The organism is Arthrobacter sp. Cr_A7, assembly GCF_029222765.1.
In the GTDB taxonomy this organism is placed as follows: domain Bacteria; phylum Actinomycetota; class Actinomycetes; order Actinomycetales; family Micrococcaceae; genus Arthrobacter.
In genome coordinates this window covers 1-25,079 of sequence record NZ_JARHXQ010000298.1, presented here as the reverse complement: position 1 = coordinate 25,079, position 25,079 = coordinate 1, and the positions used below count along the sequence as shown (strand labels likewise).

Below are 25,079 nucleotides of genomic sequence, written 5' to 3'. Positions count from 1 at the left end.
GATGTCGCGATTCGGCACTCGCGGAATAACCTACGGCTCGCCGAAGCCCGCCTGCACCAGCCCGCCCACGTAGTTCACGGCCCGTTCGGCGTCCACGCCCCACGCTTCAACATGCAGCAAGGACCCCTTGCCGGCAGCCAGCGTCATGAGCGACGTCATGGAAGTGCCGTCCACCCCGTTGATGGTGACCTCGGCGTCCAGCGAGGACAGCCCGCCGGCGATCTTCGCCGCCGGCCGCGCATGCATTCCGGCCTGGTTGATGAGTTCGAACTCGCCGGTGCAGGCCGGACCCTGGCCGGTGACCGAGCCCTCCTCCACTACCTGCTGCGGCGGAACGTCGGTACGCCGCGGCGGGCCACCCGCTGTCTCCGCAGCGCGCCGGACCGCCTGGAGGTCCGCTCCGCCCTGCGCCGCGACGGCGGCCGCCACCAGCCCCTCTACCAGCGGCGCGTCCGCCAGGACCACACCGGCCGGGCTGTCCGCGAACTCCAGGGCGGACTCCGCCGTCATGACCGCCGACCCCAGGTCCGTGAGGATCACGGCGCCGTCGTTGCCGGCGGCCTGGTCCAGGGCGGCCAGCACCTTCTCAAGGCTGGTGCCGATCCTGCCGTCGCTGGTGCCGCCGGCTGCGACGATCACGACGTCGGGCGCCATTTGGGCGGCGAGTTCCACGGCGCCGTCGGCAATCTTTTCACTATGGGAGACCACCACAATGCTTACGGTCACGCAGCCGCCCCCACCGCAGCCCGAAGAATCAGCGCAGTGGACGCCGCCCCGGGGTCCCGGTGCCCGATGCTCCGCTCGCCCAGGTAACTGGCCCGGCCCTTCCGCGCCATCAGAGGATCGGTGGCCACAGCCCCGGCTTCAGCAGCCTCCGCAGCCGCCACCAGAACGGTCAGGACGTCGGGGCCGCCGTTCTCGGCAGCGGCCCGGGCAGCCTCGGCTGCGGGCGTCCAGGCATCCACCATCGTCTTGTCCCCGGGCTCCGCGTTGCCCCTGGCCACGATCCCGTCCCGGGCAGCGGCCAGGGCGCCGGCCCAGGCGGCCGGTTCGATCTCCGCTGAGTCACCCAGCGCAGCGGCCGCGCGGAGGAACGCCGTACCGTAAAGGGGCCCGGCCGCGCCGCCCACCTTGGACATCAGGGTCATCGCCGTCAGCTTCAGGGCCGCACCGGGTGTTTCCGGCGCGGCTTCGGCCAGCTTGTCCAGCACGGCCTGGAAGCCGCGGTCCATGTTCTCGCCATGGTCGGAGTCACCGATTGCGCGGTCAAGCTCAATCAGTTCAACGCGGTGCTCGGCCATGGCCTGGGCGCACAGCGTCAGCCATTTGACTGCCCACACAACATCCAGCACCACGGCTACACGCCCCAGCGCAGCGCTGCGGTGTGCACGGGCGCGTCCCACAGTTCGGTCAGTTCATCGTCCAGCCGGAGGACGGAGATGGAGCAGCCCTGCATCTCCAGGGCTGTGATGTAGTTCCCCACGAGTGAGCGTTCCACCACGGCTCCCCTGTCCGCCAGGATCTGCGCGGCCCGCCGGTAGACGATATACAGCTCGCTGAGCGGAGTGCCGCCCATCCCGTTGACGAAGAGCAGCACCTTGTCGCCCGGCTGGACTTTCAGGTCACCCAGGACCGGCTCAAGCAGGCGTTCGGTGATTCCGTCCGCATTTTCCATGGGGATGCGGTGCCGGCCCGGCTCCCCGTGGATTCCGATCCCGATCTCTATCTCATCCTCGCCAAGGTCAAAGCTGGGTGACCCGGCGTGGGGAACGGTGCAGGCGGAGAGGGCCACGCCCATCGTGCCAACGTTCGCATTGACGCGCTCACCGATGCCGGCCACGGATTCCAGGTCGTCGCCCCGTTCGGCGGCGGCGCCGGCAATCTTCTCCACCAGCAGTGTTCCTCCCACGCCGCGGCGCCCTGCCGTGTACAGGGAATCCTCGACGGCGACGTCGTCGTTGACAAGGACGGTGCGGACACTAACGCCTTCCGCTTCGGCCAGTTCGGCAGCCGTCTCGAAGTTCAACACGTCGCCGGTGTAGTTCTTGACGATATGCACGACGCCGGCGCCTGAGTTCACAGCGAGGGTTGCGGGAAGGATCTGGTCCGGCGTCGGTGAGGTGAACACCGCCCCCGGCACGGCGGCGTCGAGCATTCCCTGCCCCACGAAGCCTGCGTGCAGCGGCTCGTGGCCACTGCCCCCTCCGGAAACCAGCCCGACCTTCCGGTTCACCGGCGCGTCCTTGCGGGTGATGAACGTTGGGTCCGTGCTGACGGTGACCAGGCCTGCGTGCGCCAGGCCGAAGCCCTGGACAGATTCTTCGACGACAGACCGCGGATCGTTGATGAGCTTTTTCATGGCGGTGCTCCTGGCCGTGTTCCTGGAGGGTATCCCTTTGACCCTACTACCGGCACACCGCGCGACGGTAGATTTCCGCTGGTGGGAGGCAGACGCAGCAAAGGGACAGCCCCCAATGACTGTCCCTTTCCTGAGGCCCCCCATTCCTGGCCTCGAGTAGTTTATCCATCAACTCGAATAAAGCCAATGCCTGCCGTATGTGACGCTGCTAGCTGGCCAGGACGTCTTTGGCGTGAGCGCCGTCGTAAAAAATGCCGCCGGCATACAGTTGGCCGGCCGGGAAGAGAGAGAGCTCCATTGCGGTGACGATTCCGAAGTTGCCCTTGCCGCCGCGAAGCAGGGAGAACAGTCGCGGCTCGCTGACGGCGTCCACACGCCGCAGTTCGCCGTCGGGCGCGACCAGGTCAAAAGCCAGGACATGGTCAGAGGCGAAGCCGTATTTGCGGCCCATGAGCGGCAAGCCGCCGCCAGGGGTGTAACCAATCACGCCGACGTCGGTGGTGGACCCGTGCAGGCCGGTCAGCCCGTAGGGTGCAGCCGCATGGAGGACGTCGCGCCAGCGGACGCCGGCCCCAACGTGGGCAGTCTGCTCCTCCGGATCGATGGATAGCTCCAGCATGTAGCGGGTGCTGATAAGGAGCCCGTCAGTGATGGCGTTCGCGGTGCCATGGCCGGTGGACTGGACGGAAATGGACATGTTGCGGGCAGAGGCCCACTTGACCGCAGCCACGACGTCATCGGCGTTGACTGCGGCCAGGACCAGGTCCGGCGTGTGCCGGGTGGCGAGATTGAAGGCTGCGGCTTCTGATTCGTAGGAAGCGTCGCCGGGGGCATAAACCAGGCCGCGGACAAGCAGCTGCAGTTCGGTTTTTGCCGTATGGGTAGGGGGATTGTGCATTTCTGGCTTTCACTAGTTGGGCCGCTCCCCAGCAAGCCTCAACCAGTTTATCCATCGAATGGATGGATAGGAAGGGCCGAAAAATCATCCATAATCCGGCACAGTACTAGGCACGATGGGACGACCCCGCGCTCGCGCCCCTGACCCGGTTCCGCGCGGTCCTAAAGGAACCTGATCATGCGGGTGTTGCCCAAGGTGTTCGGCTTGACCCGGGCAAGGTCCAGGAATTCGGCAACGCCTTCGTCGTGGGAGCGGAGGAGTTCTGAATACACCACCGGGTCCACCGCAGACTGGTCCGCCATGACCTCGAAGCCGTGGCGCTTGAAGAAGTCCACCTCAAAGGTCAGGCAGAAGACGCGTGCCACACCCAGGGCGCGGGCTTCGTCCAGCAGGCTCTCCACCAGCACGTGCCCCACTCCCCTGCCGCGCCAGTCCTCCGAGGCCGCCAGGGTGCGCACCTCCGCCAGGTCCTCCCACATGACGTGCAGCGCCCCGCAGCCGATGACGTCGCCGTCACTGGACTCCGCAATCCGGAACTCCTGCAGGCTTTCGTAGTAGGCCACCGTCTCCTTCGCCATCAGGATCCGCTGGTCCGCCAAAGGCGCCACCAGCTTCTTGATGGCGGACACATCACTCGTGCGGGCAGGCCGGATATGGAAGGAGTCAGTCACAGGCCAATCCTAGTTCGATCAAGCCGACCACCCGCCAACCGAACGCCTACTCCCGTTTCCGCGGGAGGGGCAGGTCGGTGCCGCCAACCAGACCTTTGCCGGCGCCTGCTCGTTCCTCGCTTTGACGGCGCCTACACAAATGCCTGCCAGGCTGCACCTTGTGCGGCACAAGCGAGGGCACCGGGGTCATTTGTGTAGCTTGCGTCAAAGCGACGGAGGAGCAGCAAGCGGCAAATGGCGCCGGCGCCGGAGCGGAGATGAGCAGCAGACGCTTCATGAGGCGGTTGAGTTGAAGTTCTGCTTATGCTCAGTAGTCGGATATGGGTGTGACTGCACAGAGTTCTGAGATGTGCCGCGGTTGCGTTTGCGCAGGTGGACGCCGAACAAGGAGTGTTTCCGGTGTTACCCCCGTCACGCCGATGGGCAATGATGCCCACCCCGGAGGAAAAATGGCTTTAGGCTCCCCCACCCTGTCCGACACCCCACCGAAGCGCGACCAGGAGCACAGCGAGAAACGCGGCTTACGGCGCTCCATGGAGGCCCGCCACCTGGTGATGATCGCGATGGGAGGTGTCATTGGTTCCGGCCTCTTCCTTAGCTCCGGCTACACGATCGCCCAGGCCGGCCCGCTCGGCGCCATCATCGCCTACCTGATCGGGGCGGCCGTGGTCTACATGGTGATGGCCTGCCTGGGCGAACTCGCCGTTGCCTATCCTGTGTCCGGAGCTTTCCACATCTACGCGGCGAGGTCCATTGGCCCCGCGACCGGGTTTGCCACCGCGTGGCTTTACTGGCTCTGCTGGGCAGTTGCCCTTGGCTCTGAATTCACCGCTGCGGGACTTTTGATGCAGCGCTGGTTTCCGGAGGTGGATGTCTGGATCTGGTGCTTTATTTTTGCCGCGGTCCTGTTCACGCTGAATGCGATTTCGTCGCGGGTCTTCGGTGAATCCGAATTCTGGTTTGCGCTGATCAAGGTAAGCGCAGTCATCGGGCTGATCGTCCTGGGCGGGGCGGCGTTGTTTGGTTTCCACCCGCTGGCTGAAAATGCTTACCCCTTCCTCGGCGAGAACCTGAATACCCCCCAAGGACTGTTTCCCAATGGAATTACTGGTGTCCTCATCACCACGCTTGCCGTGTTTTACGCGTTTTCCGGTTCGGAGCTAATTGGCGTTGCCGCCGGAGAAACCGCCAATCCCGCCGTCAACATCCCCAAAGCGATGCGGACCACCGTTATTCGCCTGCTGATTTTCTTCGTTGGTGCCATTACTGTGATTACCTGCACTGTTCCATACGAGGACGCCTCGTTGGAGGCAAGCCCCTTTGTCACCGTCTTCTCACAGCTCGGCATTCCCTACGCCGCCGACGTCATGAATTTCGTCATCATCACCGCCCTTTTGTCCGCGGGAAACTGCGGCCTGTTTTCCTGCGCGCGGATGCTTTTCTCCCTTGCGGATGAAGGACATGCACCCAAGGCGCTGGGGAAACTGACAAAACGTGGAATTCCCATGCTTGCCCTGTGCGTCAGCATGCTGGGCGGCCTGGCGTCCCTGGTGAGCAGTGTGGTGGCCCCCACCACCGTGTACCTAGTGCTTGTGTCGATCGCCGGGTTCGCCACGGTGGGGGTGTGGATGTCCATCACGGCATCCCACTTCTTCCACCGCCGTGCTTTTGTGCGGTCAGGAGGCCGCACCGCAGACCTCGCATACAAAGCACCACTGTTTCCGCTGCTGCCCATCGTGGCATTCGTCCTGTGCCTGATCTCCCTGATAGGCATCGGCTTCGACCCCACCCAGGCCACCGCCCTCTACTTCGGCATCCCCTTCGTGGCAGCCTGCTACGCCTACTTCCACTTCAAGTACGGTCGCACGCAAAAAGGCCGGCAAAAGGAGCAGGACGAGCACCTCGAAACGGTAGACGCACCCTAACTCCAAATACAAAAGGCTGACGGTGCGGGACGGGCGGGCTACAACTGCACCGCTCTCAGCACTTTCGGCACGAGTCGGGAAGGCTGGGACATTTACGTAGCTTGCGTCAAAGCGACGAAGGAGCAGCAAGCGGTAAATGTCCCAGCCTTCCCGCCGGACTCAGCCGAAAAGAACTAGAGCCCCAGATCAGCAGGCAGAGGCAGATCCTGGTCCAGGACGTGCCGGGCCAGGAAGTGCTCTACGACGCCGTACCAGACTTTGGCGTGCTGTGGCTGGAGGACCCAGTGGTTCTCGTCCGGGAAGTACAGGAAGCGGTGGGGCGTCTGGCCGTCCTGGTCTGCTGCGAGCTGGGATTTGGACAGCAGCTCGTACCAGAGCCGGAGGCCTTCCCCGATGGGTACCCGGTAGTCCTTGTCCCCGTGGATGACCAGCATGGGGGTGCTGATCTTTTCCACGTGCAGGTGCGGAGAGTTGTCCAGGGCCATCTCCCCGGTCATTTCCTTCAGCCAGTATTGGGAGGCGTCCGTGGTGGGACCGAACTGGTCGAGGGCCCACAGGCTGGCGTGGGTGACGATGGCCCTGAACTGGTCCGTTTGCCCGGCCACCCAGTTGGCCATGTAACCGCCGAATGAGCCACCCATGGCCGCAATCCTCTCCGCGTCAATGTCAGGGCGGCCGACGGCGGCATCCGTCACCGCCATGAGGTCCGTGAAAGGCGCCTTGCCCCAGGAGCCCCAGCCGCGCTGGATGTACGCCTGGCCGTAGCCTGTGGACAGCGCCGGGTCAGGCAGCAGCACAGCATAGCCCCGGGCCGTCAGCAGCCACGGGTTCCAGCGCCAGGTCCAGGCGTTCCACGAGCCCAGCGGCCCGCCGTGGATCCAGAGCAGCATCGGCGCCGGACTTTCAGCTGAAGCACCATCGGGCAGTGCAAGGTAGGCGGGGACGCGGGAACCGTCCGCAGCCGTCGCGGCAATGCGCTCAAGCCTGCCCGCACAGGCGGGCCGCTCCGCAGGTGCCGGCAGCCTCGTGGTTTCCCCGGTCTGCAGGTTGATGCGTACCGCCTCCGGCGGGAACTCGTACGAGCTGCGGAGGGCGTAGGCGCTGCGGCCCTCCGGCGAAACCACGACGTCGGTGTACGCCGCGGCGTCCTGCGTCACCCGGGTGACGCTCACTTCCGCGGCAGCCGCCGGAACGCTGATCCGGAAAAGCGGCGACGCGCCGTCGTCGTCCGCGGTGACCAGGACGGCTGAACCGTCCGGCAACCAGGCTGCCGGTTTGGGCCAGCGGTCCCAGTCGTGGGCCAGGGGTTGCAGGCCCGCCCCGTCCGCACTCCCGGAAATGTCGAGCAGGTGCAGCTTGACCTCAGGGGCACGTCCCGGGGTGGAGTCGCTCTCGCTCACCACCAGCAGGGTCCTGCCGTCCGGGCTGACGGGACCCGGGAAATAACTCATGCCTTCTCTGTCCAGCAGCACCTCGTGGTTGCCGGAAGCGACGTCCACCGCCACCAGGATGGACCGGCTGTCCGCCCGGGCGAGGGGTTTGGTGTAGCTGGTGAAGATGGTCCGGCCGTCGGGGCTGGTGACGGTTTCCGCCTCCCGCAGCCGGGGACCGGCGCCGGGCGTCAGGTTGCGCAGGACCAGGGGCGCGGTGGCATCCACTGTTGCGGGCTTGCCGGCCGCCTTATCCTCGCCCGGTTCGACGGCGAAGATCCGGGGCTGGCCGGGGCCAAGGTCGGAGTCCCAGTACCGCACGGGATATTCGCTGTGCAGGATGGCCGAGACTTTGTTGTCCTTGCGTGCTTTGCGGCGGCGGGCGTCATCTTCCTCGTCGACGGAACCGGCCAGGATCTCCGCCGTGACGAATACTGAGCCCGCGTTCCTCGCCGTCAGCACGCTCCCCACACCGCCGGGCCGGCTGAGAACCACCCGGGCCTCGCCGCCGTCGGCAGGGAGCAGCCAGAGGGCACTGACGGGATCCTCGTCCGGGTTCTCGGGGTCGGGTCGCGCGGAGGTGAAATACACATCGCCATTGGCAGCGAAGGCGGCACCCGCCTCACCCTTGGCGCTCCGCGTGATTCGCCTGGCATGCTTCTGCCCCGCGGGATCCAGCTCCCACAGTGCCGTGGCGTACTCGGTGCCTTTACCGTTCAGGGTGGCCACGGTAGTAACCAGCCGGGTGCCGTCCGGGCTAAGGCTCAGCCCACTCACCCGTGGGATGGACAGGTAATGGTCAAGGTCATGGAAAGGGGTCAAAGGTTGCTCGTCCGGGATCACCGGGTTCTCGATAGCCATGCCCCTGATTCAACCCGACTGTGCCCCACATCACAAAGTGTCATGTGCGTGCGCCTCCGTGGCTGGGTCCGCTCCGGCCCCGGCGTCATTTGCCGCTTGCTGCTCCTCCATCCCCACTGGCCCCCTAGCCTCGCAAGCTCGGCCAGGGAACCCTGCCAGCGTGGGCCCTAAGCAAGCTACACAAATAACCCCGGCACCTGCGCTTGTGCTCGGGAACGATCCGCAATCAAAGGCTTTCCGTAAGAGCGGCCCTGCCCCGCTTGAACGGTGTTGGGCAGCAACGGTTATGCGGGTCAAAGCCGCTTGTGCCGCCATCCAATGCCTGCAGAGGGTGGGGACGCACGAGGTGCCGGGCATCAGGGATTTATGTAGGCGCCGTCAAAGCGAGGAACGAGCAGGCGCCGGGAAATCTCTGATGGCCGGCACCGGACGCAACCACGGAACGGCACCAGGCCCAGCCACGGGACCCGCGGACTCAACCTTTGAGTGGTGCGGGTTAAAAGCGGAAGGCCCCGCCTGCTCTGGGAGCTGGCGGGGCCTTACGGTGATGCTTTAGACGCTCGGGGCGATTTCCGGGATGCGCGGCTTGGCGTTGCCGGCGAACGTGAACTTGGCGTCGTCGCCGTCGCCTTCCACGTCCACTACGACGATGTCGCCGGCGTGGATCTCGCCGAACAGGATCTTCTCGGAGAGCTGGTCCTCGATCTCGCGCTGGATGGTGCGGCGCAGCGGCCGGGCACCCATGGCGGGATCGTAGCCGCGGGTTGCGAGGAGCACCTTGGCCGCGGGCGTGAGCTCAATGCCCATGTCCTTGTCCTTGAGGCGCTTCTCCAGGCGGGTGACGAACAGGTCCACGATCTCGATGATCTCGTCCTGGGTCAGCTGCGGGAACACCACAACGTCATCAACACGGTTCAGGAACTCGGGGCGGAAGTGCTGCTTGAGCTCCTCCGTCACACGGGCACGCATGCGGTTGTAGCCGGTCTGCGTGTCGGTGCCCGACTGGAAGCCGGTGGCAACGCTCTTGGAGATGTCCCGGGTACCCAGGTTCGTGGTCATGATGATCACGGTGTTCTTGAAGTCCACCACGCGGCCCTGGGAGTCGGTCAGGCGGCCGTCTTCCAGGATCTGCAGCAGCGAGTTGAAAAGGTCAGCGTGGGCCTTCTCAACTTCGTCGAACAGCACCACGGAGAACGGACGGCGGCGGACCTTCTCGGTCAGCTGGCCGCCTTCCTCGTAGCCCACGTAGCCCGGAGGGGCACCGAAGAGCCGCGAGACGGTGTGCTTCTCCGAGTATTCGGACATGTCCAGCGTGATGAGGGCATCCTCTTCACCGAACAGGAACTCCGCGAGTGCCTTGGCCAGCTCGGTCTTGCCGACGCCGGTGGGGCCGGCGAAGATGAACGAGCCGCCGGGACGCTTGGGGTCCTTAAGCCCTGCACGGGTGCGGCGGATGGCCTGCGACAGGGCCTTGATGGCCTCGTTCTGGCCGACCACGCGCTTGTGCAGTTCGTCTTCCATCTTCAGCAGGCGCGAGGACTCTTCCTCGGTCAGCTTGAAAACGGGGATGCCGGTGGAGTTGGCCAGCACCTCGGCGATGAGATCCTCATCCACCTCGGAGATGTCGTCCATGCCGCCGGACTTCCAGTGGCGCTCCTTCTCCGAGCGCTCGGAAATCATCTTCTGCTCCTTGTCGCGGAGCGCAGCGGCACCTTCGAAGTCCTGCGCGTCAATCGCGGACTCCTTCTCCATCTTCAGCTTGGCGATGCGCTCGTCCATGGCCTTCAGCTCCGGCGGAGCGGTCATGCGGCGGATGCGCAGCCGTGCGCCTGCCTCGTCGATCAGGTCGATCGCCTTGTCCGGCAGGAACCGGTCCGAGATGTAGCGCTCGGCGAGGCTGGCAGCGGAGGCCAGGGCGCCGTCGGTGATGGTGACGCGGTGGTGTGCCTCGTAGCGGTCACGCAGGCCCTTGAGGATCTCGATGGCGTGTGCCACGGAGGGTTCCTTGACCTGGATCGGCTGGAAGCGGCGCTCCAGCGCAGCGTCCTTTTCGATGTGCTTGCGGTACTCGTCCAGCGTGGTGGCACCGATGGTCTGCAGCTCACCGCGGGCCAGCATGGGCTTCAGGATGGATGCAGCATCGATGGCGCCCTCGGCGGCACCGGCACCAACGAGCGTGTGGATCTCGTCAATGAAGAGGATGATGTCGCCGCGGGTGCGGATCTCCTTGAGGACCTTCTTCAGGCGCTCTTCGAAGTCACCACGGTAACGGGAGCCGGCCACCAGGGAGCCAAGGTCCAGCGTGTAGAGCTGCTTGTCCTTGATGGTTTCCGGTACGTCGCCGCGGACAATGGCCTGGGCCAGGCCTTCGACGACGGCAGTCTTGCCGACGCCGGGCTCGCCGATGAGGACCGGGTTGTTCTTGGTTCGGCGGGAGAGGACCTGCATGACGCGTTCCATCTCCTGCTCGCGTCCGATGACCGGGTCCAGCTTGTTCTCGCGGGCAGCCTGGGTCAGGTTGCGGCCGAACTGGTCCAGGACAACGGAACCGGCAGGGGCGCCTTCGGGCTGGCCCGAACCAACGCCTGCACCGGTGGTCTCCTTGCCCTGGTAGCCCGAAAGCAGCTGGATGACCTGCTGGCGGACCCTGTTCAGGTCGGCGCCAAGCTTGACCAGCACCTGCGCGGCAACACCTTCACCCTCACGGATGAGGCCGAGCAGGATGTGCTCCGTGCCGATGTAGTTGTGGCCCAGCTGGAGTGCCTCGCGCAGCGAGAGCTCCAGTACCTTCTTGGCACGGGGGGTGAAGGGGATGTGGCCGGACGGCGCCTGCTGGCCCTGTCCGATGATCTCCTGCACCTGCTCGCGAACGCCGTCGAGCGAAATGCTCAAGGACTCAAGAGCTTTGGCGGCAACGCCCTCACCCTCATGGATCAGACCCAAGAGGATGTGTTCGGTACCGATGTAATTGTGGTTCAGCATGCGTGCCTCTTCTTGGGCAAGCACAACTACGCGACGGGCACGGTCCGTAAATCGCTCAAACATTTCGCCACACTCCTAGCTACGACGTACTTTGATGCTACGTGGCGGGCCCGGACTTGTGGAGCGTGTTCGCCACAGGGGAAACCGGAGGGGTTGCGGGAATATCGGCAGGACCCTTCCCTGCCGCGTACAGGCCGGCCTCACGGACTGGCTGCTGTGGGTGCCAGGGCCCCTTTGACGACGGAACTGGTGAGTTGATCCCTGCATGAAGGAAAGAGGAGCAGCTAACCCCGCCACCCCAAAAGTTTGGATTAATTACGACGACGGCGGGCCGCCTTGGTTTTTAGCGTTTGCGGAACCGAAAAAGCCCTGCTTCCCGGTGAGGGGAAGCAGGGCTTAATACGGGCACCGGGCCTGCGGCTAGGAATTTGCCTTTTGGTAGGCTTCCTGGATTTCGGCCTGAATTCGGCCGCGGCTGTTAACGGTGTAGCCGTTATCCCGCGCCCATTGGCGAATCTGTGCTGAATCGTGGCTGCGGCCTCCGGAAGGAGCAGCCTTGGTGCGGGTGGCGGCGCGGCCACCGGAAGCCTTTCGCGCTGCGGCAATAAACCGCTCAAGCGAAGACCGGAGTTCAGCGGCATTGGCCGCCGAGAGGTCAATCTCGTAGTTGGCCCCATCGAGGCCAAACTTTACATTCTCGTCTGCGGATCCCCCATCCAGATCATCAACGAGGATGATGTTTACTTTCTGTGCCATTAAAGGTCTTCCTCTTGGAAAGGGTCGGTTTTCAGAAAAGCAGGATGTTTCCTTTAAAAGTATGACTCTTTTTATGGCAACGCGTCAAAGCGCCTAATGGTTCCTTGGGGATAAAGGCAGGAGATTAGGGGTTTTTATCTATTTTGATTCGGCGTCCGGACGGTCCGCCGGCGGCCCGTCAGGACGCTGCGCGGCGCGGGCATCGGCTTCAGCCTGGGCCCGGGCCTCCGCCTGGCGCTCGGACTTGTCCGCATTGAAGATTGCCCTCATGGCGAACCAGAAGATGAGGCCCACCACCAGCGAAGGCAGGAGGACTGCCACGTATTCCATGATCAGTGCCCTTCGGGCTTCAGCAGGGGGAAGAGGATGGTTTCCCGGATACCCGCACCGGTGAAGAGCATCACCAGGCGGTCGATTCCGAGGCCGATGCCGCCCATGGGCGGGGCGCCGTACTCAAGCGCGCGCAGGAAGTCCTCGTCCAGCTGCATGGCCTCGTCGTCGCCGGCCGCGGCATGGCGTGACTGCTCGGTGAGCCGTTCGCGCTGGATGACGGGGTCGATCAGCTCCGAGAAGGCGGTGCCGCGCTCCATGCCGCCGATGATCAGGTCCCAGGCCTCGATGAGCCGGCCGTCCTCGCGGTGCGGGCGGGCCAGCGGCTGCGCGGAGGGCGGGTAGTCGTAGACGAAAGTGGGGTTCAGCAGGGTGGGCTCCACGATTTCGCCGAAGAGTTCCACCACCAGCTTTTCAGCGTCCCACTTGGGATCGACCTTGACGTCGTGCTTCTCAGCGATTCCGCGAAGCACCTCAAGCGGAGTATCCGGCGTGACTTCCTGCCCAACGGCGTCGGACAGCCCGGGGTAGACCGCCAGCCAGGCCCACTCGCCGTCGAGGTTGATCTCCCCGGCGTCCGTCTGGATAGTGCGGCCCGCACCCACGGCGTCTGCGGCGTCGAGGATGATCTCCTTGATGCGTTCAGCCATAACGAACTGGTCCGCCCACGCCTCGTAGCACTCCAGGGTGGTGAACTCGGGGCTGTGGGTGGAGTCCACGCCCTCGTTGCGGAACACGCGGCCCATGTCGTAGACGCGGTCGATGCCGCCCACCACGGCACGCTTGAGGTAAAGCTCCGTCGCGATGCGCAGGGTCATCTTCTGGTCGAAGGCGTTCATGTGCGTCTCGAACGGCCGTGCCAGCGCGCCGCCGTGGACCAGGTTCAGGATGGGCGTTTCCACCTCGACATAGTTGTGGCGGAAGAGCGTTTCGCGGATGGACCGGGTGATGGCGGCACGCGTGTAGACCATTTCGCGGGCTTCGTCGCGGACCATCAGGTCCACGTAGCGCTGGCGGACGCGGGTTTCCTCGTTCAGCTCGGCATGCAGCACCGGCAGCGGACGGAGGGCCTTGGAGGCCATGGTCCAGGATTCGGCCATGATGGACAGTTCGCCGCGGCGGGAGGAAATCACCTCGCCCTTGATGAACACATGGTCGCCGAGGTCCACCAGGGCTTTCCAGTCGGCGAGCGCTTCCTCGCCGATGTTGGCGAGGCTGAGCATGGCCTGCAGCCGGGTTCCCTTGCCGTCCGTGCCGCCCTCCTGGAGCGTGGCGAAGCACAGCTTGCCGGTGTTGCGGACGAAGACCACGCGGCCGGTGACGCCCACAATGTCGCCCGTGGTGTCGTCCGCCTCGAGGTGGGCGTACTTTTCACGGATTTCGGCGAGGGAGTGGGTCCGTTCCACGCCCACCGGGTACGCCTCCGAGCCGCGCTCAATCAGCTTGGCGCGCTTCTCCATGCGGATCCGCATCTGCTCGCTGGCGTCGAGGGGCTCTGGGGCGTTCTTGGGGGCGGGGGTGTTTTGGGAAGTCACAGTCATCAAGTTTACCGGGAGTTGGGCTGGCCCGGCTTCGCGGCTGCTCCCCCGGCTCCCGCCTACGATGGGGTGGTGAAAGAACAGGTCATTGCAACGCACGACGGCGGCCGCCTGGCCTTATACAGTTACGGCACCGTTGATGCCCCGGGAGAACGCCGCGTGGTGCTGATCGGCGGAGCGTTCCTGACCGCACTGATCTACCGGCCGTTTTCGGTGGCGCTGGCGAAGGGCCTGGGCGACGGCTGGGCGGTGGACGTGTATGACCGCCGCGGCCGCGGCAGTTCATCGGAACAGCCTGCCGACTACTCGATGGCCACCGAAATCGCAGACGTGCGGACTGTCCTTGATGCCACGGGAGCCCGGAACATCCTGGGCCACAGCCTGGGCGGGGCGGTTGCCCTGAACGCCGTCCAGGAGTTCACCGGAACCTCCTACGTGCCGGACAAGCTCGCGGTGTACGACGCCGCCGTGAATATCGACGGAAGCATCGACACCGCCTGGCTGGACGGGTTCGAGGACGCCGTCAACAACGGCAAGGTGGGCCACGCACTGGCGCACATGAAGAAGGCCACCAGCCCCGGCACTGCCCTGGCCAGGATTCCGGAGCCGGTCCTGGCCGGGCTGATGGCGCTGGTCTCGAACACCAGAATCAACAGGATGTTCCGGGACGTCATGCCCAGCGGCGTGGGCGAGCTGCGCGCCGCCTACAACGAGGCCGACCATGCCAGGGACTTCAGCGTGCTGCCCGCCTCGACCCATTTCATGGCCGGCGGCAAGAGCCCCAGCTACTACAAGGTCACGGCGGAGCGGCTGCACGCCGCCGTCCCCGGCAGCACCTACGAGCTCTCCCCCAAAGGCTTCCACGGCTCCATCCCCGCGGCCGTCAATGAACTCGTCGCCGATATCTCGGAGTATTTCAAGGGCTCGCGAGCTCCTTCCGGTCCGCCAGCCAGTCACCAAAGCGCGTGATGTCCTCGCCGCCGGCGGCGGCCACGGCGTCGCAGGCGAACCCTACGGCGGTTGAACCGTCGGAGAGCTGCACGGATCCGAGCAGCATCGGTTCGGGAAGGGACGCCAGGAACGAGCCCAGCCCCGCAGGCGACAGAAGCCACCGTTCACCCACGAGCTCCGCGCCGTCGTCGGACCGGTAGACGCCCGGCTTGGGCGGCATGGTGTCCAGGGACACCATGCGGTAGCGGGCGGCCGTCCGGACGGGGCCATCCCAGACCGCCCCGAGTTCCTCCAGCTGCGGAGCCAGCGGCTGGCCCTTCCGGTGGGCACCGACCACAACCAGCGGGACCGCCACAGCACCGGCAGCCACCGGCCAGGGAACGGACGACGACGGCTGGCCGGCTGCCGCCGTCACTGCCGGTACTGCGCCGGCAGCAAAGAGTTCCGGTGCGGCGGGGGTTGTTTCGATCCTGCGGGCGATGTCAGCGGCGACTGCGTCGTCAAAGGTCCGGCCCACCACTGTCAGCCCGAACTGGGAACCTTCCACCACGCCTGCCGGGACGGCCACCGCGCAGAGGCCGAACAGGTTGCAGAAGTTCGTGTAGGTGCCCAGGAGGGAGTTCACCCCCACAGGGTTGGCGGCCACCTCGGCCAGCGTGGGGTGGAACGGCGCCGTGGGCACCAGCAGGGCGTCGAAGCCTTCCAGCCCTGCCATCGCCCTGCGTTTCAGTTCTTCCAGTTTGGCGGTGTCCGCAACGTAGTGGTGGGCGGGCAACGTGCCGGCCGCCCGGATGATTCCGCCCACCGTGGGGTCGATGCCCGCCTGCCCGTCCGTGCCGGCGTCGGCCGTTTCAATGAACGTGCCCACCGCGGCATGGCGCTCGGCCACCAGGGCTCCGTCGTACAGCAGCCGCGCCGCGTCCAGGAAGGCGTCGAATTCGATGGGCCGGACGTCCACGCCCGAGTCGCGGAGCCGGTCCACCTGGCGTCCGAACTCTGCTGCCCAGGAGTCCGGAAGGGCGGGCAGGCTGGCGGGGTAGGCCACGCGGGGCGTCGCCGGTGCTGCCAGCCGGGTATCGCTGGGCCAGGTCCGCGCGCCGCCGGCCATCACTCCCATCGCAAGCTCCGCCGTGGACAGCTGGCGGGCAAAGATGGTGACGGCGTCCCACGACCGGCAGGCAGGCACTACGCCGGTGGTGGACACAACGTGCAGCGTCGGCTTGATTCCCACGATCCCCTGCAGCCCCGCCGGCACCCGGCCTGATCCTGCAGTGTCCGTACCGATGGCTATGTCCACCAGGCCCAGCGCCACTGCCACCGCGGAGCCGGAGCTGGAGCCGCCGGAGATGAACTCCGGGCGGCGGGAGTCCCGGACAGCACCATACGGGCTGCGCGTGCCGACGAGCCCGGTGGCGAACTGGTCCAGGTTGGTGGCACCGAGGACCAGTGCGCCGGCGGCCCGGAGCCGGGCCACCGCGTCGGCGTCCTTCTCCGGCACGTAGGCGAAACCGGGGCACGCCGCCGTCGTGGGGATGCCCTCCACGTCCACGTTGTTCTTGACGGCCAGCAGGAGCCCGGCGAGCGGCAGGTCGGCGCCATCGGCTACGGCCGCGTCGATGCCAGCTGCCTCGGCCAGCAGCTCCGCCTCACCGCGGAGGGTGATCCAGATTTCGGGACGGTCCACTGCTTCGACGGCGGCGAGCGCCGCCTTGACCCGCGCTGTGGCCGTACCGGTGGTGGGGTTGCTCATACTGCTGCCTCTTCCAGTTCCGGGGCATCCAGGTCCGCAGGCTCCAGGTCATCGCTGCCGAGAACCACCACGGCCTCGCCCGCCACCACTTGCGAACCGGCGGCCGGCAGGACGCGGAGCACCACGCCGTCGCAGGGCGCTTCCAGCACCGTTTCCATCTTCATGGCCTCGAGGGAAACCAGCGGCTGGCCCTTGATTACCCGGTCCCCGACTCCAACATCAACCTTCCAGACGCTGGCGGCAAACGGCGCCGACACAAGTGACCCGCCATCCGGAACCACTACATCGTCTGCCGCGGGGGCCACGACGGCGGCCAGCGCCTCCGCGCGGTCGAACTCGCCGGCGTCGGCCCATGCCTGCCGTTCCACCGCAAAAGCCGCGCCCTGCGTCTCGCGGAATGCCGCGATGGACTCACGGTTTTCCTCAAGGAACAGCTCATGCTCGGCCAGGGAGAAGGTGCCCTCCTCGATCTCGACGCCGCGGCCCCTGCCGGCGGCCATATCGGCACGCAGGTCAAGGAGTTCCTCGGGGCTGACCGGGTACCACGAGATCCGGTCGAAGAAGCGCAGCAGCCAGGGTGAGCCCGGCTCGAACGGAGCGGAGTCCGCGTAGCGCGACCACACCTGGGTGGTGCGGCCGACGAACTGGTAGCCGCCGGGGCCTTCCATGCCGTAAATGCACATGTAGGCCCCGCCGATGCCCACCGCGTTCTCCGGTGTCCAGGTGCGGGCCGGGTTGTACTTGGTGGTCACCAGCCGGTGCCGCGGATCCAGCGGCGTGGCCACCGGGGCGCCGAGGTAGACATCCCCGAGGCCCAGGACCAGGTATTCCGCGTTGAAGACGGTGTCGAAGACGTCGTTGACGGAGTCCAGTCCGTTGATCCGGCGGATGAACTCGATGTTCCAGGGGCACCACGGCGCGTCATCACGGACGCCGGCCATGTAGCGCTCAATGGCTTCCCGCGTTGCCGGATCATCCCAGGACAGCGGCAGCCGGACGGTGCGGCTGGGAACCACCAGTTCGGAGCTCGCGGGCAGTGCCGCCTCAATCTCCTGGACGAGGCCCAGCAGCCGCTTGGTGGTCAGGACCGACGGCTCCACCTTGATCTGGAGGGACCGGATCCCGGGGGTCAGGTCCACAATTCCGGGCACGCGGAGCTGTTCGAGGTGCTGGTGCAGGGCGTGCACCCTGGCGCGCAGCCCCAGGTCCAGGACCATCTCGCCGTATTCCACGAGCAGGTTGTCATCGCCGGAGCGGCGGTAGGTGACTGCCGGCCGTCCGGCGCCTTCCGGGACCCGGCCCAGCACGCCGTCGTCGCCGTCTCCCCGCCCGGCGCGCCTGCCTGCCGGCGCTGCTGCAGTCTTTGTTGGCAGGTGCGCTGACAGGTTGCCTGACAGCTCTGCCGACCAGCCGGCGTCACCCGGCAGCACCAGCTGCCGGCCGGGCCCGAGGTCCCTGGCGGACGGTGCCTGGCTGACTTCGATGGGAACGAACCGGACCTTGTCCCCCGGCCGGAGCTGGCCGAGCTTCCAGCGGTCGGCCGTCACCACGGTGACGGGGCAGACGAAACCGCCCAGGCTGGGGCCGTCCGGGCCGAGCAGGATGGGGGTGTCGCCGGTGAAGTCGAGGGCGCCCACGGAGTAGGCGGTGTCGTGGATGTTGGACGGGTGCAGGCCGGCCTCGCCGCCGTCGGTCCTTGCCCAGCGGGGTTTGGGACCGGTCAGCCGGACGCCGGTGCGGGCGGAGTTGAAGTGCACCTCGTACTCGGCGGCGTACAGTTCCTCGATGTCTTCGCGCTGGAAGAATTCCGGGGCGCCGTGCGGGCCTTCGGCCACGGCCAGTTCCCAGGTTGAAGTCAGGGCGGGGCGGCTGTCGAGGGGCACCGCTGCTTCCGGCGCTGTTACTGCGGTGCCGGCGGCGGGCTTCACGGTGCGGAGGACGTCACCGGTGCGGAGGACGCGTCCGGCGTGTCCGCCGAACTGCCCGAGCGTGAAGGTGGATGCGCTGCCAAGGTACTCCGGAATGTCCAGGCCGCCCTGGAACAGGATGTACCCGCGGAGCCCGTGCCCTGCTGCGGTGCCGACGTCGAGCGTGCCGCCTGCGGGCACTGTCACCGGCGCCCATGCTGGAACCTCCGTCCCGTCAACCGTCACTGTTACCTCGGTGCCGGTGACGCAGAGGGTGGTGGCGTGGGTGAAGGTCAGGCTGGGCCCGGTCATGGTGAATTCCAGGCCGGGGGCGCCTTCGGGGTTGCCGAGCGCGGTGTTGCCGAGCCGGAAGGACAGGTCATCCATGGGGCCGCTCGGCGGGACGCCGATCTGCCACAGGCCGGTCCTGCCGGGCCAGTCCTGCACGCTGGTCTGCAGGCCGGGGCGGTCCACGGTGATCCGCGGTTCCGGATCGCCCACGGAGTCCAGGGTGCTGGTGGAGTGCTCGACGCTGCGGACCACGTCCAGTCCCGCCACGGCGCGGAGCATTCCAAGGTTGGTTTCGATGCCGTCGATCCGGGTTCCGGCGAGTGCTGCGGCCAGCCGGTCGAAGGCCTCAGCGCGCGTTGCTGCCGAGGTGATGATTTTGCCCAGGAGGGGATCGTAGTTGGTGGACACCTCGGTGCCGGTTTCCACCCAGGCGTCCACGCGGACATCCTCCGCGGCGGGGTACACGGCGTTGGTGACGGTTCCGGCGCTGGGCTGGAAGCTGCGGGCCGGATCCTCGGCGTACACGCGTGCCTCCACTGCGTTGCCGAAAACCGGCAGGCTGTCCGGGACGCCGGCGAGTACGCCCTGGGCTTCCGCGCCGCCCTGCGCCAGCCGGAGCATCCACTCCACGAGGTCCACCCCGGTGACGGCCTCGGTGACGGGGTGCTCCACCTGGAGCCGGGCATTGACCTCCAGGAAGGACGCTTCTCGGCGGGAGGAGTCGTAGACGAACTCGACCGTTCCTGCGGAGCGGTAGTTGAGCGAGGCGCACAGTGCGCGGGAGCTGCGGTGCAGTTCTTCGCGCAGCTCCTCGGGCAGGTCGGGGGCCGGTGCTTCCTCAAGAACCTTCTGGTGGCGGCGCTGGAGGGAGCAGTCGCGGTCCCCGAGGCTGACCACCCGGCCCTTACCGTCCCCGAAAACCTGGACTTCGATGTGCCGGGCGTTTTCGACGTAGCGTTCCGCGAAGACGCCCGCGGTGCCGAAGCTGGCCCCGGCCAGGCGGGCAACCCGGGGGAAGCTCTCCACCAGTTCGGCCTCGGTGCGGCAGACCGTCATGCCGATGCCGCCACCGCCGCCGGTGGCCTTGAGCATCAGGGGGAAGCCGATGGCGGCACTTGCCTCTACAGCCTCAGCCACGTCCGCCAGCAGTCCGGATCCGGCGATCATGGGGACGCCGGCGGCGCGGGCGGCATCGCGCGCCGTGTGCTTGGTGCCGAAGATGCGCAGCTGTTCCGATGTGGGGCCAACAAAGACCAGTCCTGCCGCTTCCACGGCTTCGGCGAAAGCGGCGTCCTCGGACAGGAACCCGTATCCGGGGTGGATCGCTCCTGCCCCGGTTGACTTCGCCGCTGCCAGGAGCGCATCCACCCGGAGGTAGGACTCTTTGGCAGGTGCGGGGCCGAGGAGCACCGCTTCGTCTGCCAGGCGGACGTGGCGGGCGCCGCGGTCCGCTTCGGAGAATACGGCGACGGTCCGCAGTCCGAGTTTTTTGGCTGATTCGATGATGCGGCAGGCGATTTCGCCGCGGTTGGCAATCAGCAGGGTGTCGAAAGTGTTCACAGCGCTGCCTCCGGCCGGGTGACGATCATGCGGACTGGGGTGGGGTGGAAGCCGTTGCAGGGGTTGTTGACCTGCGGGCAGTTGGAGACGAGGACCAGGGTGTCCACCTCGGCCCGCAGCGCCACACGCTTGCCGGGGGCCGACAGTCCGTCAACGATGCCCAGAGCACCGTCCGGGTCCACGGGTACGTTCATGAACCAGTTGATGTTGGACACCAGGTCCCGCTTTCCCAGGCCCCAACGGGAGCCTTCGATGAGGAAGTTTTCAACGCAGGCGTGCTGTTCGCGGGTGTGCTGGCCGTAGCGGAGGGTATTGGATTCCTGCGAGCAGGCCCCGCCTATGGTGTCGTGCACGCCCACTTCGTCTGCCACCACGGTCATCAGCGGAGCTCCGGTGTCTGCGCGAAGCACCGAAGCCGTGGTCAGGACGATCGACTGCTGCCGGGCGATGGTGACGGGCGCCGAGTAGCGGACGGATGTGTCTTCAGCGGCGTACAGCAGGCAGTCCACGGCCTGGTTGCCTTCCAGGTCCACGATGGTCAGCACGTCGCCGGCTGCCACTACCGCTGACCAGGGGCCTCTGGCTTTCACGAATTCGTCGAGGACCACGGCGCCGGGCACCAGGGCGGTTTCGCCCGCGGCCGGGATGGGTTTGGTTTCAATGGCGGTGTTCATCGGGCGTTCCTTGCGGTGAGGTCGTGTTCGGTGTTGCGGAGTGCCTGCAGGTGTTCGGGCGCCAGGGGGCCGGCAAGAGTGCCCGCCTCGAGCGCGGCGAGGTCCTGCGGCGCGTGCCAGGCGACGACGTCGACGGCGGTTCCGGTGAAGGTTGCGCGGGGGTCAAGGGGGTGGGCGGTGTTGGCGAGCACCAGCACCGCGTCCATCTGGAGCAGGAGTTCGACGGCGGCGCCCGGGCCGGCACTTCCGGTGAACGTGATGGTGCCGGCGGGGTCCACGTTGATGCCCTTGAAGAGCGTCAGCGACGGTGCCACGTCGCGGGGGCCGAGCCCGGTTTTGAGGGCTCCGAGAGTGAGGAGTTCGCGGGCTGCCGGGGATGCGCTGTGGGCGGTTCCGGCGCCGTACCGCTCGGTGTTTCCGCTGAGCGTGGTGGCCCCGGTCAGGGCATCGTGGCGGGAAGAGGAGTCCGCCACGATGGTAGCCATCAGGCGTCCGGCATCGGACAGCAGCGGGTGGCCCGTCCCGGGGTACGCCTGCCACGGGACCTTGACGGTGTCCGCGGTGTTGAGGCGTTCGTGAAGGGCCCCGGCCAGGTACAGGAGGGTGTGCACGCAGGCATCACCGGCTGTGTCCGTGAGCCGGACCCGGGTGCCGCGGGCAAGCGTCATGGTGGTGTACCGGCCGAAGGCCAGGGACTCGGCCCAGGTGGGGCGAACGCCGTCGGGCAGTTCCTCGGTGAAGCGCGCGGGGGCGGAAGCGGCCGGTACGAAGCGCATGGTGTCCGCGGTCCGGCCGTGCTGTTCCCGGGCGTGGGCACGGGCGCCGGCGGTGGTGGCTGTGCCGGTTGCTGGTGTTTCGATGGTCTGTGTCATGTCAGTCCTGTTGTTCTAAGGCTTGGGTTCTAAGGCTTGGTTGCTTGGCGATTGTTATGCGCTGGCTGCCAGGTTCCGGCGGCGGACCCAGAGGCCCAGGAGCAGGACCGCCGTCACCATCAGCGGCGCCGAGTAGAGGAGGATCCCGTTCTCGCCGGAGGGGTCGTAGACCTCGGGCCGGGGCCAGGCAAGGTTGACCACCATCACGGCGCCGTAGAGGACGGCGAGGATGTTGACGGGCAGCCCCCAGCGGCCGAGCGAGAAGAGGCCCGCGGGCATGGTCTGCCCCACCCGGTTCCAGTCGCCGCGGAGGCGGTTCACCAGCTGCGGCACGGTGACCAGGAGGTAGGCAAGGTAGACCATCACGATGCACACGCTGCACAAGGTGGTGAACAGGGCGGCGTTGCCCACGTTGATGGCCAGCACACCCACCGCCAGTGCGCCGATGACGATGGACGGCCACATGGGCGTGCCCCGGGTGGGGTGGACGGAGGAGAGCAGCGCGGAGGCGGGGAGTTTCCCGTCCCTAGCCATCGAGAACACGAGGCGGGAACCGGCGGTCTGGATCGCCAGGGTGCAGACGAAGATGGCGATGGCCACGTCCACCAGCAGGACCTTGCCCCAGAACGTGCCCAGCACGGCGGTGAGGACGTAGGGAAGACCTTCGGTGGCGAGCCGGCCGTCGTCGAGGCTGGGTGCAGCCATCAGGGCGGTGATGATCATCAGTGCGCCGCCGATGCCGGAGATCAGCAGCGCGGAGAGGATGGTGCGGGGTGCGGTGCGCCGCGGGTCCTTGGTCTCTTCGGACAGTTCGCCGGCGGAGTTGAAGCCCACCATGACGTAGGCGGCCATCAGACCGGAAACCAGGAAGGCTCCCACTGCGCCGAGCTCTGAGTTTTGCAGCACCGTGGTGTCCGCGACGACGTCCGGACCGCGCTGGGCAGCGCTAATCAGCGCGAGGATCACGGCCACGACGCCGACGATCTCGCACGTGACACCGACGGAGTTCACGTGCGCCATGAGCTTGACGCCCAGCGAGTTGATGATGGTGGTGGCCACCAGGAGCACGGCCCCGAGGACCACCGCGTTGGCGGCACCGCTGACCGTGTTGAGGGCGGGATCGCCGCCCACAATCTGGAAGCCGTCCCAGAGCTGGGGCAGCACCACCTGCAGGGCGATGGCGGCGGCCGCGGCAGTGACCACCTGGGCGATGGCCATGAACCAGCCCGCGAACCAGCCGACACTTTCACCGCCCACGCGCCGGGCCCACTGGTACACGGCGCCGGACAAGGGGTAGCGGGCGGCCAGTTCGGCGAAGTTCAGGGCCACCAGGAGCTGGCCCACCAGGACAACCGGCCAGGTCCAAAAGAACGCAGGCCCAGCGAACGAGTAGCCGAACGCGAAAAGCTGGAAGATGGTGGTCAGGATCGAAACGAAGGAGAAGCCGGCGGCAAAGGAAGCGTAGCGGCCGAGCTTTCGGTGAAGGGTGGGCTCATAGCCAAGGGACGTCAGGTCCGCATCGTCCTGCTGGACGGTCGGGAGAACGGTTGATGTCATCGGAATCTCCGGGGCTGGAATGGCAGGGGGGATAAAACCTCCCGGCAGCGCAGCGCTCGGCCGAAGGCTGCTGATTACCGGTCAATTGATAGTTTTCCAGCGCCATGTCCCCAAACAGTTTCACCTCTGTAAAAGGCACATAGACATCTTGTTTCGGGTTCATTTCCGTCCCCTCACATTGCCGGTCCGCGGTTTTCGGGCCGGACGGGAATGCAAGAATGATGCGGTGACTTCAGCCGGACCGGGACGCCCTCGCCACCAACAGCCCTCCCGCCCGGGGGCCACCGCCCGCGACGAAATCCTCGATGCGGCCGCCGAACTTTTCACCACCCACGGCTTCGCCAGCACCTCCACCCGGTCCATCGCGGACGCCGTGGGAATCCGGCAGTCCTCGCTCTATCACCACTTCAAGACAAAGGACGACATCCTCGAGGACCTGCTGGAGGGAACCGTGAGCGGCGGATTGCAATTCGCGCGGGCCGTCGCAGCCGACACCACAGGTGAAGCTGCCGCCGGAAGCCGGCTTCACGCCGTCGCGCTTTACGACGGCACCCAGCTCTGCAGCGCCCGATGGAACCTCGGAATCCTCTACCACCTGCCCGAAGTCCGCACCGCACGCTTTGCCCGGTTCCTCGCGGACCGGCAGGAGCTGCGCGGCCTGTACGGGCAACTCGGCGCCGGCCTGTCCCCCTCCCACGGCGACGGGCACCCGGAAGCCAGGGGCGGCGATTTCGCTTTCCGCCTGGTCGAATCCCTGATCAGCCTCCGCGCGGATGGCATGGCCACCCCGGATTCTCCACTGGAGGCCGCGGACGCGGGACTGATCCTCTGCGAGCTGGCCGGAGAACTGCCCGCCATCCGGGCGGAAAGCGCCGCGCTCATCTCACGCCTCGCCTAGATCCCCTCCGGATCCTTCAGCCGGCAGTGTCCATGGTGCCCGCGCTCAGGTTGCTCAGCTAGGCTCGGAACATGACGCGTGAGAACATCAGGACCCCCGACGGCGGCACTCTGGAGCTCTTCTCCACCGGCACGGACCTGGCTTCCGCCGGCTCCGGCGTGGTGATTGTCCCGCCATCCATGGTGACGGCAGCGGATTACACCAAGTTCGCGCAAAAGCTGAGCGCCGCCCTGGGCCGGCCCGTCCACACGTTCAACCGCCGCGGCCGCGGATCGTCGTCCCCCCAGCCGGAGGACTACACGCTGAATGTGGATATCCGCGACTTGGACACGGTCATGAAACACACGTCCAGCACGGACGTGTTCGGCCATAGCTTCGGCGGCGCGGTGGCACTGCACGCGGCGCGGACGCTGCCGGTTGAGCGGCTGGCCGTGTACGACCCCGCGGTATCCGTGAACCACAGCGTAAAGGCGGAGTGGATCGCCGAATATGAGGCCGCGGCTGCCGCTGGCGATGACGACCGGGCCCTCGCCGTGATCCAGCGCGGGCTCGAGGAAGGTGGACCGTTCTCGTCCCGGATGCCGCTGTCCATGCTGACCCTCGCCAACAAGCTGACCGCCGGCACGTCAGAAGGCAAGCAGCAGAGGGAGCTGATGCGGACCGGCGTCCGGGAGATCAAGGCGATCATCGCCGCGGACATGCCGGCCGAGCCGTTCCTGGCGCTTCCGCTCGAAACGCTGATCGTGGTGGGCGAAAAGAGCCCGGCCTACTTCGGTGTGGCCTGCGGGCAGATCCACGACGTCCTCTCCGGCTCCAGCTACACCATCCTCCCCGGTTTCGGGCACGACGGCGCCATCAGGGCCCCGGAC

At 66.6% G+C, this 25,079-nt stretch carries 19 protein-coding genes; 4 read left to right on the top strand and 15 right to left on the bottom strand.

What is annotated here, in order from left to right:
- Positions 1-30 precede the first annotated feature (30 nt).
- From dhaM to P2Q66_RS17415, 5 genes are all read right to left on the bottom strand, one after another.
- Entirely contained in the window at positions 31-726 is a 696-nt protein-coding gene (gene dhaM, locus P2Q66_RS17435) for a dihydroxyacetone kinase phosphoryl donor subunit DhaM (protein WP_275730176.1), read from the bottom strand.
- Positions 723-1,355, bottom strand: coding sequence for a dihydroxyacetone kinase subunit DhaL (dhaL, locus tag P2Q66_RS17430; RefSeq protein WP_275730206.1), 633 nt, complete (start codon positions 1,353-1,355; stop codon positions 723-725). Before dhaL ends, dhaM begins: the two co-directional genes overlap by 4 nt.
- 2 nt (positions 1,356-1,357) lie before the next feature.
- On the bottom strand, positions 1,358-2,359 hold the full coding sequence (gene dhaK / locus P2Q66_RS17425) for a dihydroxyacetone kinase subunit DhaK (RefSeq protein ID WP_115523967.1): 1,002 nt from the start codon (positions 2,357-2,359) through the stop codon (positions 1,358-1,360).
- A gap of 208 nt (positions 2,360-2,567) precedes the next feature.
- Complete coding sequence (locus tag P2Q66_RS17420) at positions 2,568-3,257, bottom strand: FAD-binding oxidoreductase (protein ID WP_275730174.1); 690 nt, start codon at positions 3,255-3,257, stop codon at positions 2,568-2,570.
- A gap of 161 nt (positions 3,258-3,418) precedes the next feature.
- On the bottom strand, positions 3,419-3,928 hold the full coding sequence (locus P2Q66_RS17415) for an amino-acid N-acetyltransferase (RefSeq protein ID WP_079596844.1): 510 nt from the start codon (positions 3,926-3,928) through the stop codon (positions 3,419-3,421).
- A 449-nt stretch (positions 3,929-4,377) separates the two neighbouring features.
- On the opposite strand from P2Q66_RS17415, the gene P2Q66_RS17410 reads away from it, so the two are divergent.
- Entirely contained in the window at positions 4,378-5,853 is a 1,476-nt protein-coding gene (locus P2Q66_RS17410; protein ID WP_275730172.1) for an amino acid permease, read from the top strand.
- Positions 5,854-6,026: 173 nt separating this feature from the next.
- Here the strand turns inward: P2Q66_RS17410 and P2Q66_RS17405 are convergent, their stop codons facing one another.
- From P2Q66_RS17405 to lysS, 5 genes are all read right to left on the bottom strand, one after another.
- Positions 6,027-8,144 (bottom strand): prolyl oligopeptidase family serine peptidase, encoded by a 2,118-nt coding sequence (locus P2Q66_RS17405; protein WP_275730170.1) that lies wholly within the window; start codon positions 8,142-8,144, stop codon positions 6,027-6,029.
- Positions 8,145-8,696: 552 nt separating this feature from the next.
- A complete protein-coding gene (locus tag P2Q66_RS17400; RefSeq protein WP_079596847.1) occupies positions 8,697-11,189 on the bottom strand; it encodes an ATP-dependent Clp protease ATP-binding subunit in 2,493 nt (830 codons plus the stop codon).
- Positions 11,190-11,546: 357 nt separating this feature from the next.
- Positions 11,547-11,882, bottom strand: coding sequence for an Lsr2 family protein (locus P2Q66_RS17395; RefSeq protein ID WP_079596848.1), 336 nt, complete (start codon positions 11,880-11,882; stop codon positions 11,547-11,549).
- A gap of 138 nt (positions 11,883-12,020) precedes the next feature.
- Positions 12,021-12,212 carry a hypothetical protein gene (locus P2Q66_RS17390; RefSeq protein ID WP_275730165.1) on the bottom strand — a complete coding sequence of 64 codons (192 nt, stop codon included), beginning with the start codon at positions 12,210-12,212 and terminating at the stop codon, positions 12,021-12,023.
- Positions 12,213-12,214: 2 nt separating this feature from the next.
- The gene (lysS, locus tag P2Q66_RS17385) at positions 12,215-13,753 is read right to left on the bottom strand and encodes a lysine--tRNA ligase (RefSeq protein ID WP_275730162.1); all 1,539 of its coding nucleotides are present in this window, start codon (positions 13,751-13,753) and stop codon (positions 12,215-12,217) included.
- A gap of 69 nt (positions 13,754-13,822) precedes the next feature.
- On the opposite strand from lysS, the gene P2Q66_RS17380 reads away from it, so the two are divergent.
- A complete protein-coding gene (locus P2Q66_RS17380) occupies positions 13,823-14,719 on the top strand; it encodes an alpha/beta hydrolase (RefSeq protein ID WP_275730160.1) in 897 nt (298 codons plus the stop codon).
- On the opposite strand, the gene atzF is transcribed toward P2Q66_RS17380, so the two are convergent.
- Genes atzF through P2Q66_RS17355 form a run of 5 tightly spaced genes read right to left on the bottom strand, consistent with a single transcriptional unit; the run spans position 14,667 to position 23,312 of the window.
- Positions 14,667-16,451, bottom strand: a complete 1,785-nt coding sequence (gene atzF, locus P2Q66_RS17375) for an allophanate hydrolase (protein ID WP_275730159.1) — start codon at positions 16,449-16,451, stop codon at positions 14,667-14,669. The two genes, P2Q66_RS17380 and atzF, sit on opposite strands and share 53 nt — an antisense overlap.
- On the bottom strand, positions 16,448-20,209 hold the full coding sequence (uca, locus tag P2Q66_RS17370; protein WP_275730158.1) for an urea carboxylase: 3,762 nt from the start codon (positions 20,207-20,209) through the stop codon (positions 16,448-16,450). Before uca ends, atzF begins: the two co-directional genes overlap by 4 nt.
- Positions 20,206-20,883: an urea amidolyase associated protein UAAP2 gene (locus tag P2Q66_RS17365; protein ID WP_275730156.1), complete on the bottom strand. Its 678-nt coding sequence runs from the start codon at positions 20,881-20,883 to the stop codon at positions 20,206-20,208. The genes uca and P2Q66_RS17365 overlap by 4 nt, the downstream gene beginning before the upstream one ends.
- Positions 20,880-21,755, bottom strand: coding sequence for an urea amidolyase associated protein UAAP1 (locus P2Q66_RS17360; protein WP_275730154.1), 876 nt, complete (start codon positions 21,753-21,755; stop codon positions 20,880-20,882). The genes P2Q66_RS17365 and P2Q66_RS17360 overlap by 4 nt, the downstream gene beginning before the upstream one ends.
- Positions 21,756-21,809: 54 nt before the next feature.
- On the bottom strand, positions 21,810-23,312 hold the full coding sequence (locus P2Q66_RS17355; RefSeq protein ID WP_275730153.1) for an amino acid permease: 1,503 nt from the start codon (positions 23,310-23,312) through the stop codon (positions 21,810-21,812).
- A gap of 226 nt (positions 23,313-23,538) precedes the next feature.
- Here P2Q66_RS17355 and P2Q66_RS17350 point away from each other — a divergent pair, with 226 nt between their 5' ends.
- Both P2Q66_RS17350 and P2Q66_RS17345 read left to right on the top strand, forming a co-directional pair.
- Positions 23,539-24,210 carry a TetR/AcrR family transcriptional regulator gene (locus tag P2Q66_RS17350; protein WP_275730152.1) on the top strand — a complete coding sequence of 224 codons (672 nt, stop codon included), beginning with the start codon at positions 23,539-23,541 and terminating at the stop codon, positions 24,208-24,210.
- Positions 24,211-24,281: 71 nt separating this feature from the next.
- The coding region (locus tag P2Q66_RS17345) for an alpha/beta hydrolase (RefSeq protein WP_275730149.1) at positions 24,282-25,079 on the top strand (798 nt) is incomplete at its 3' end.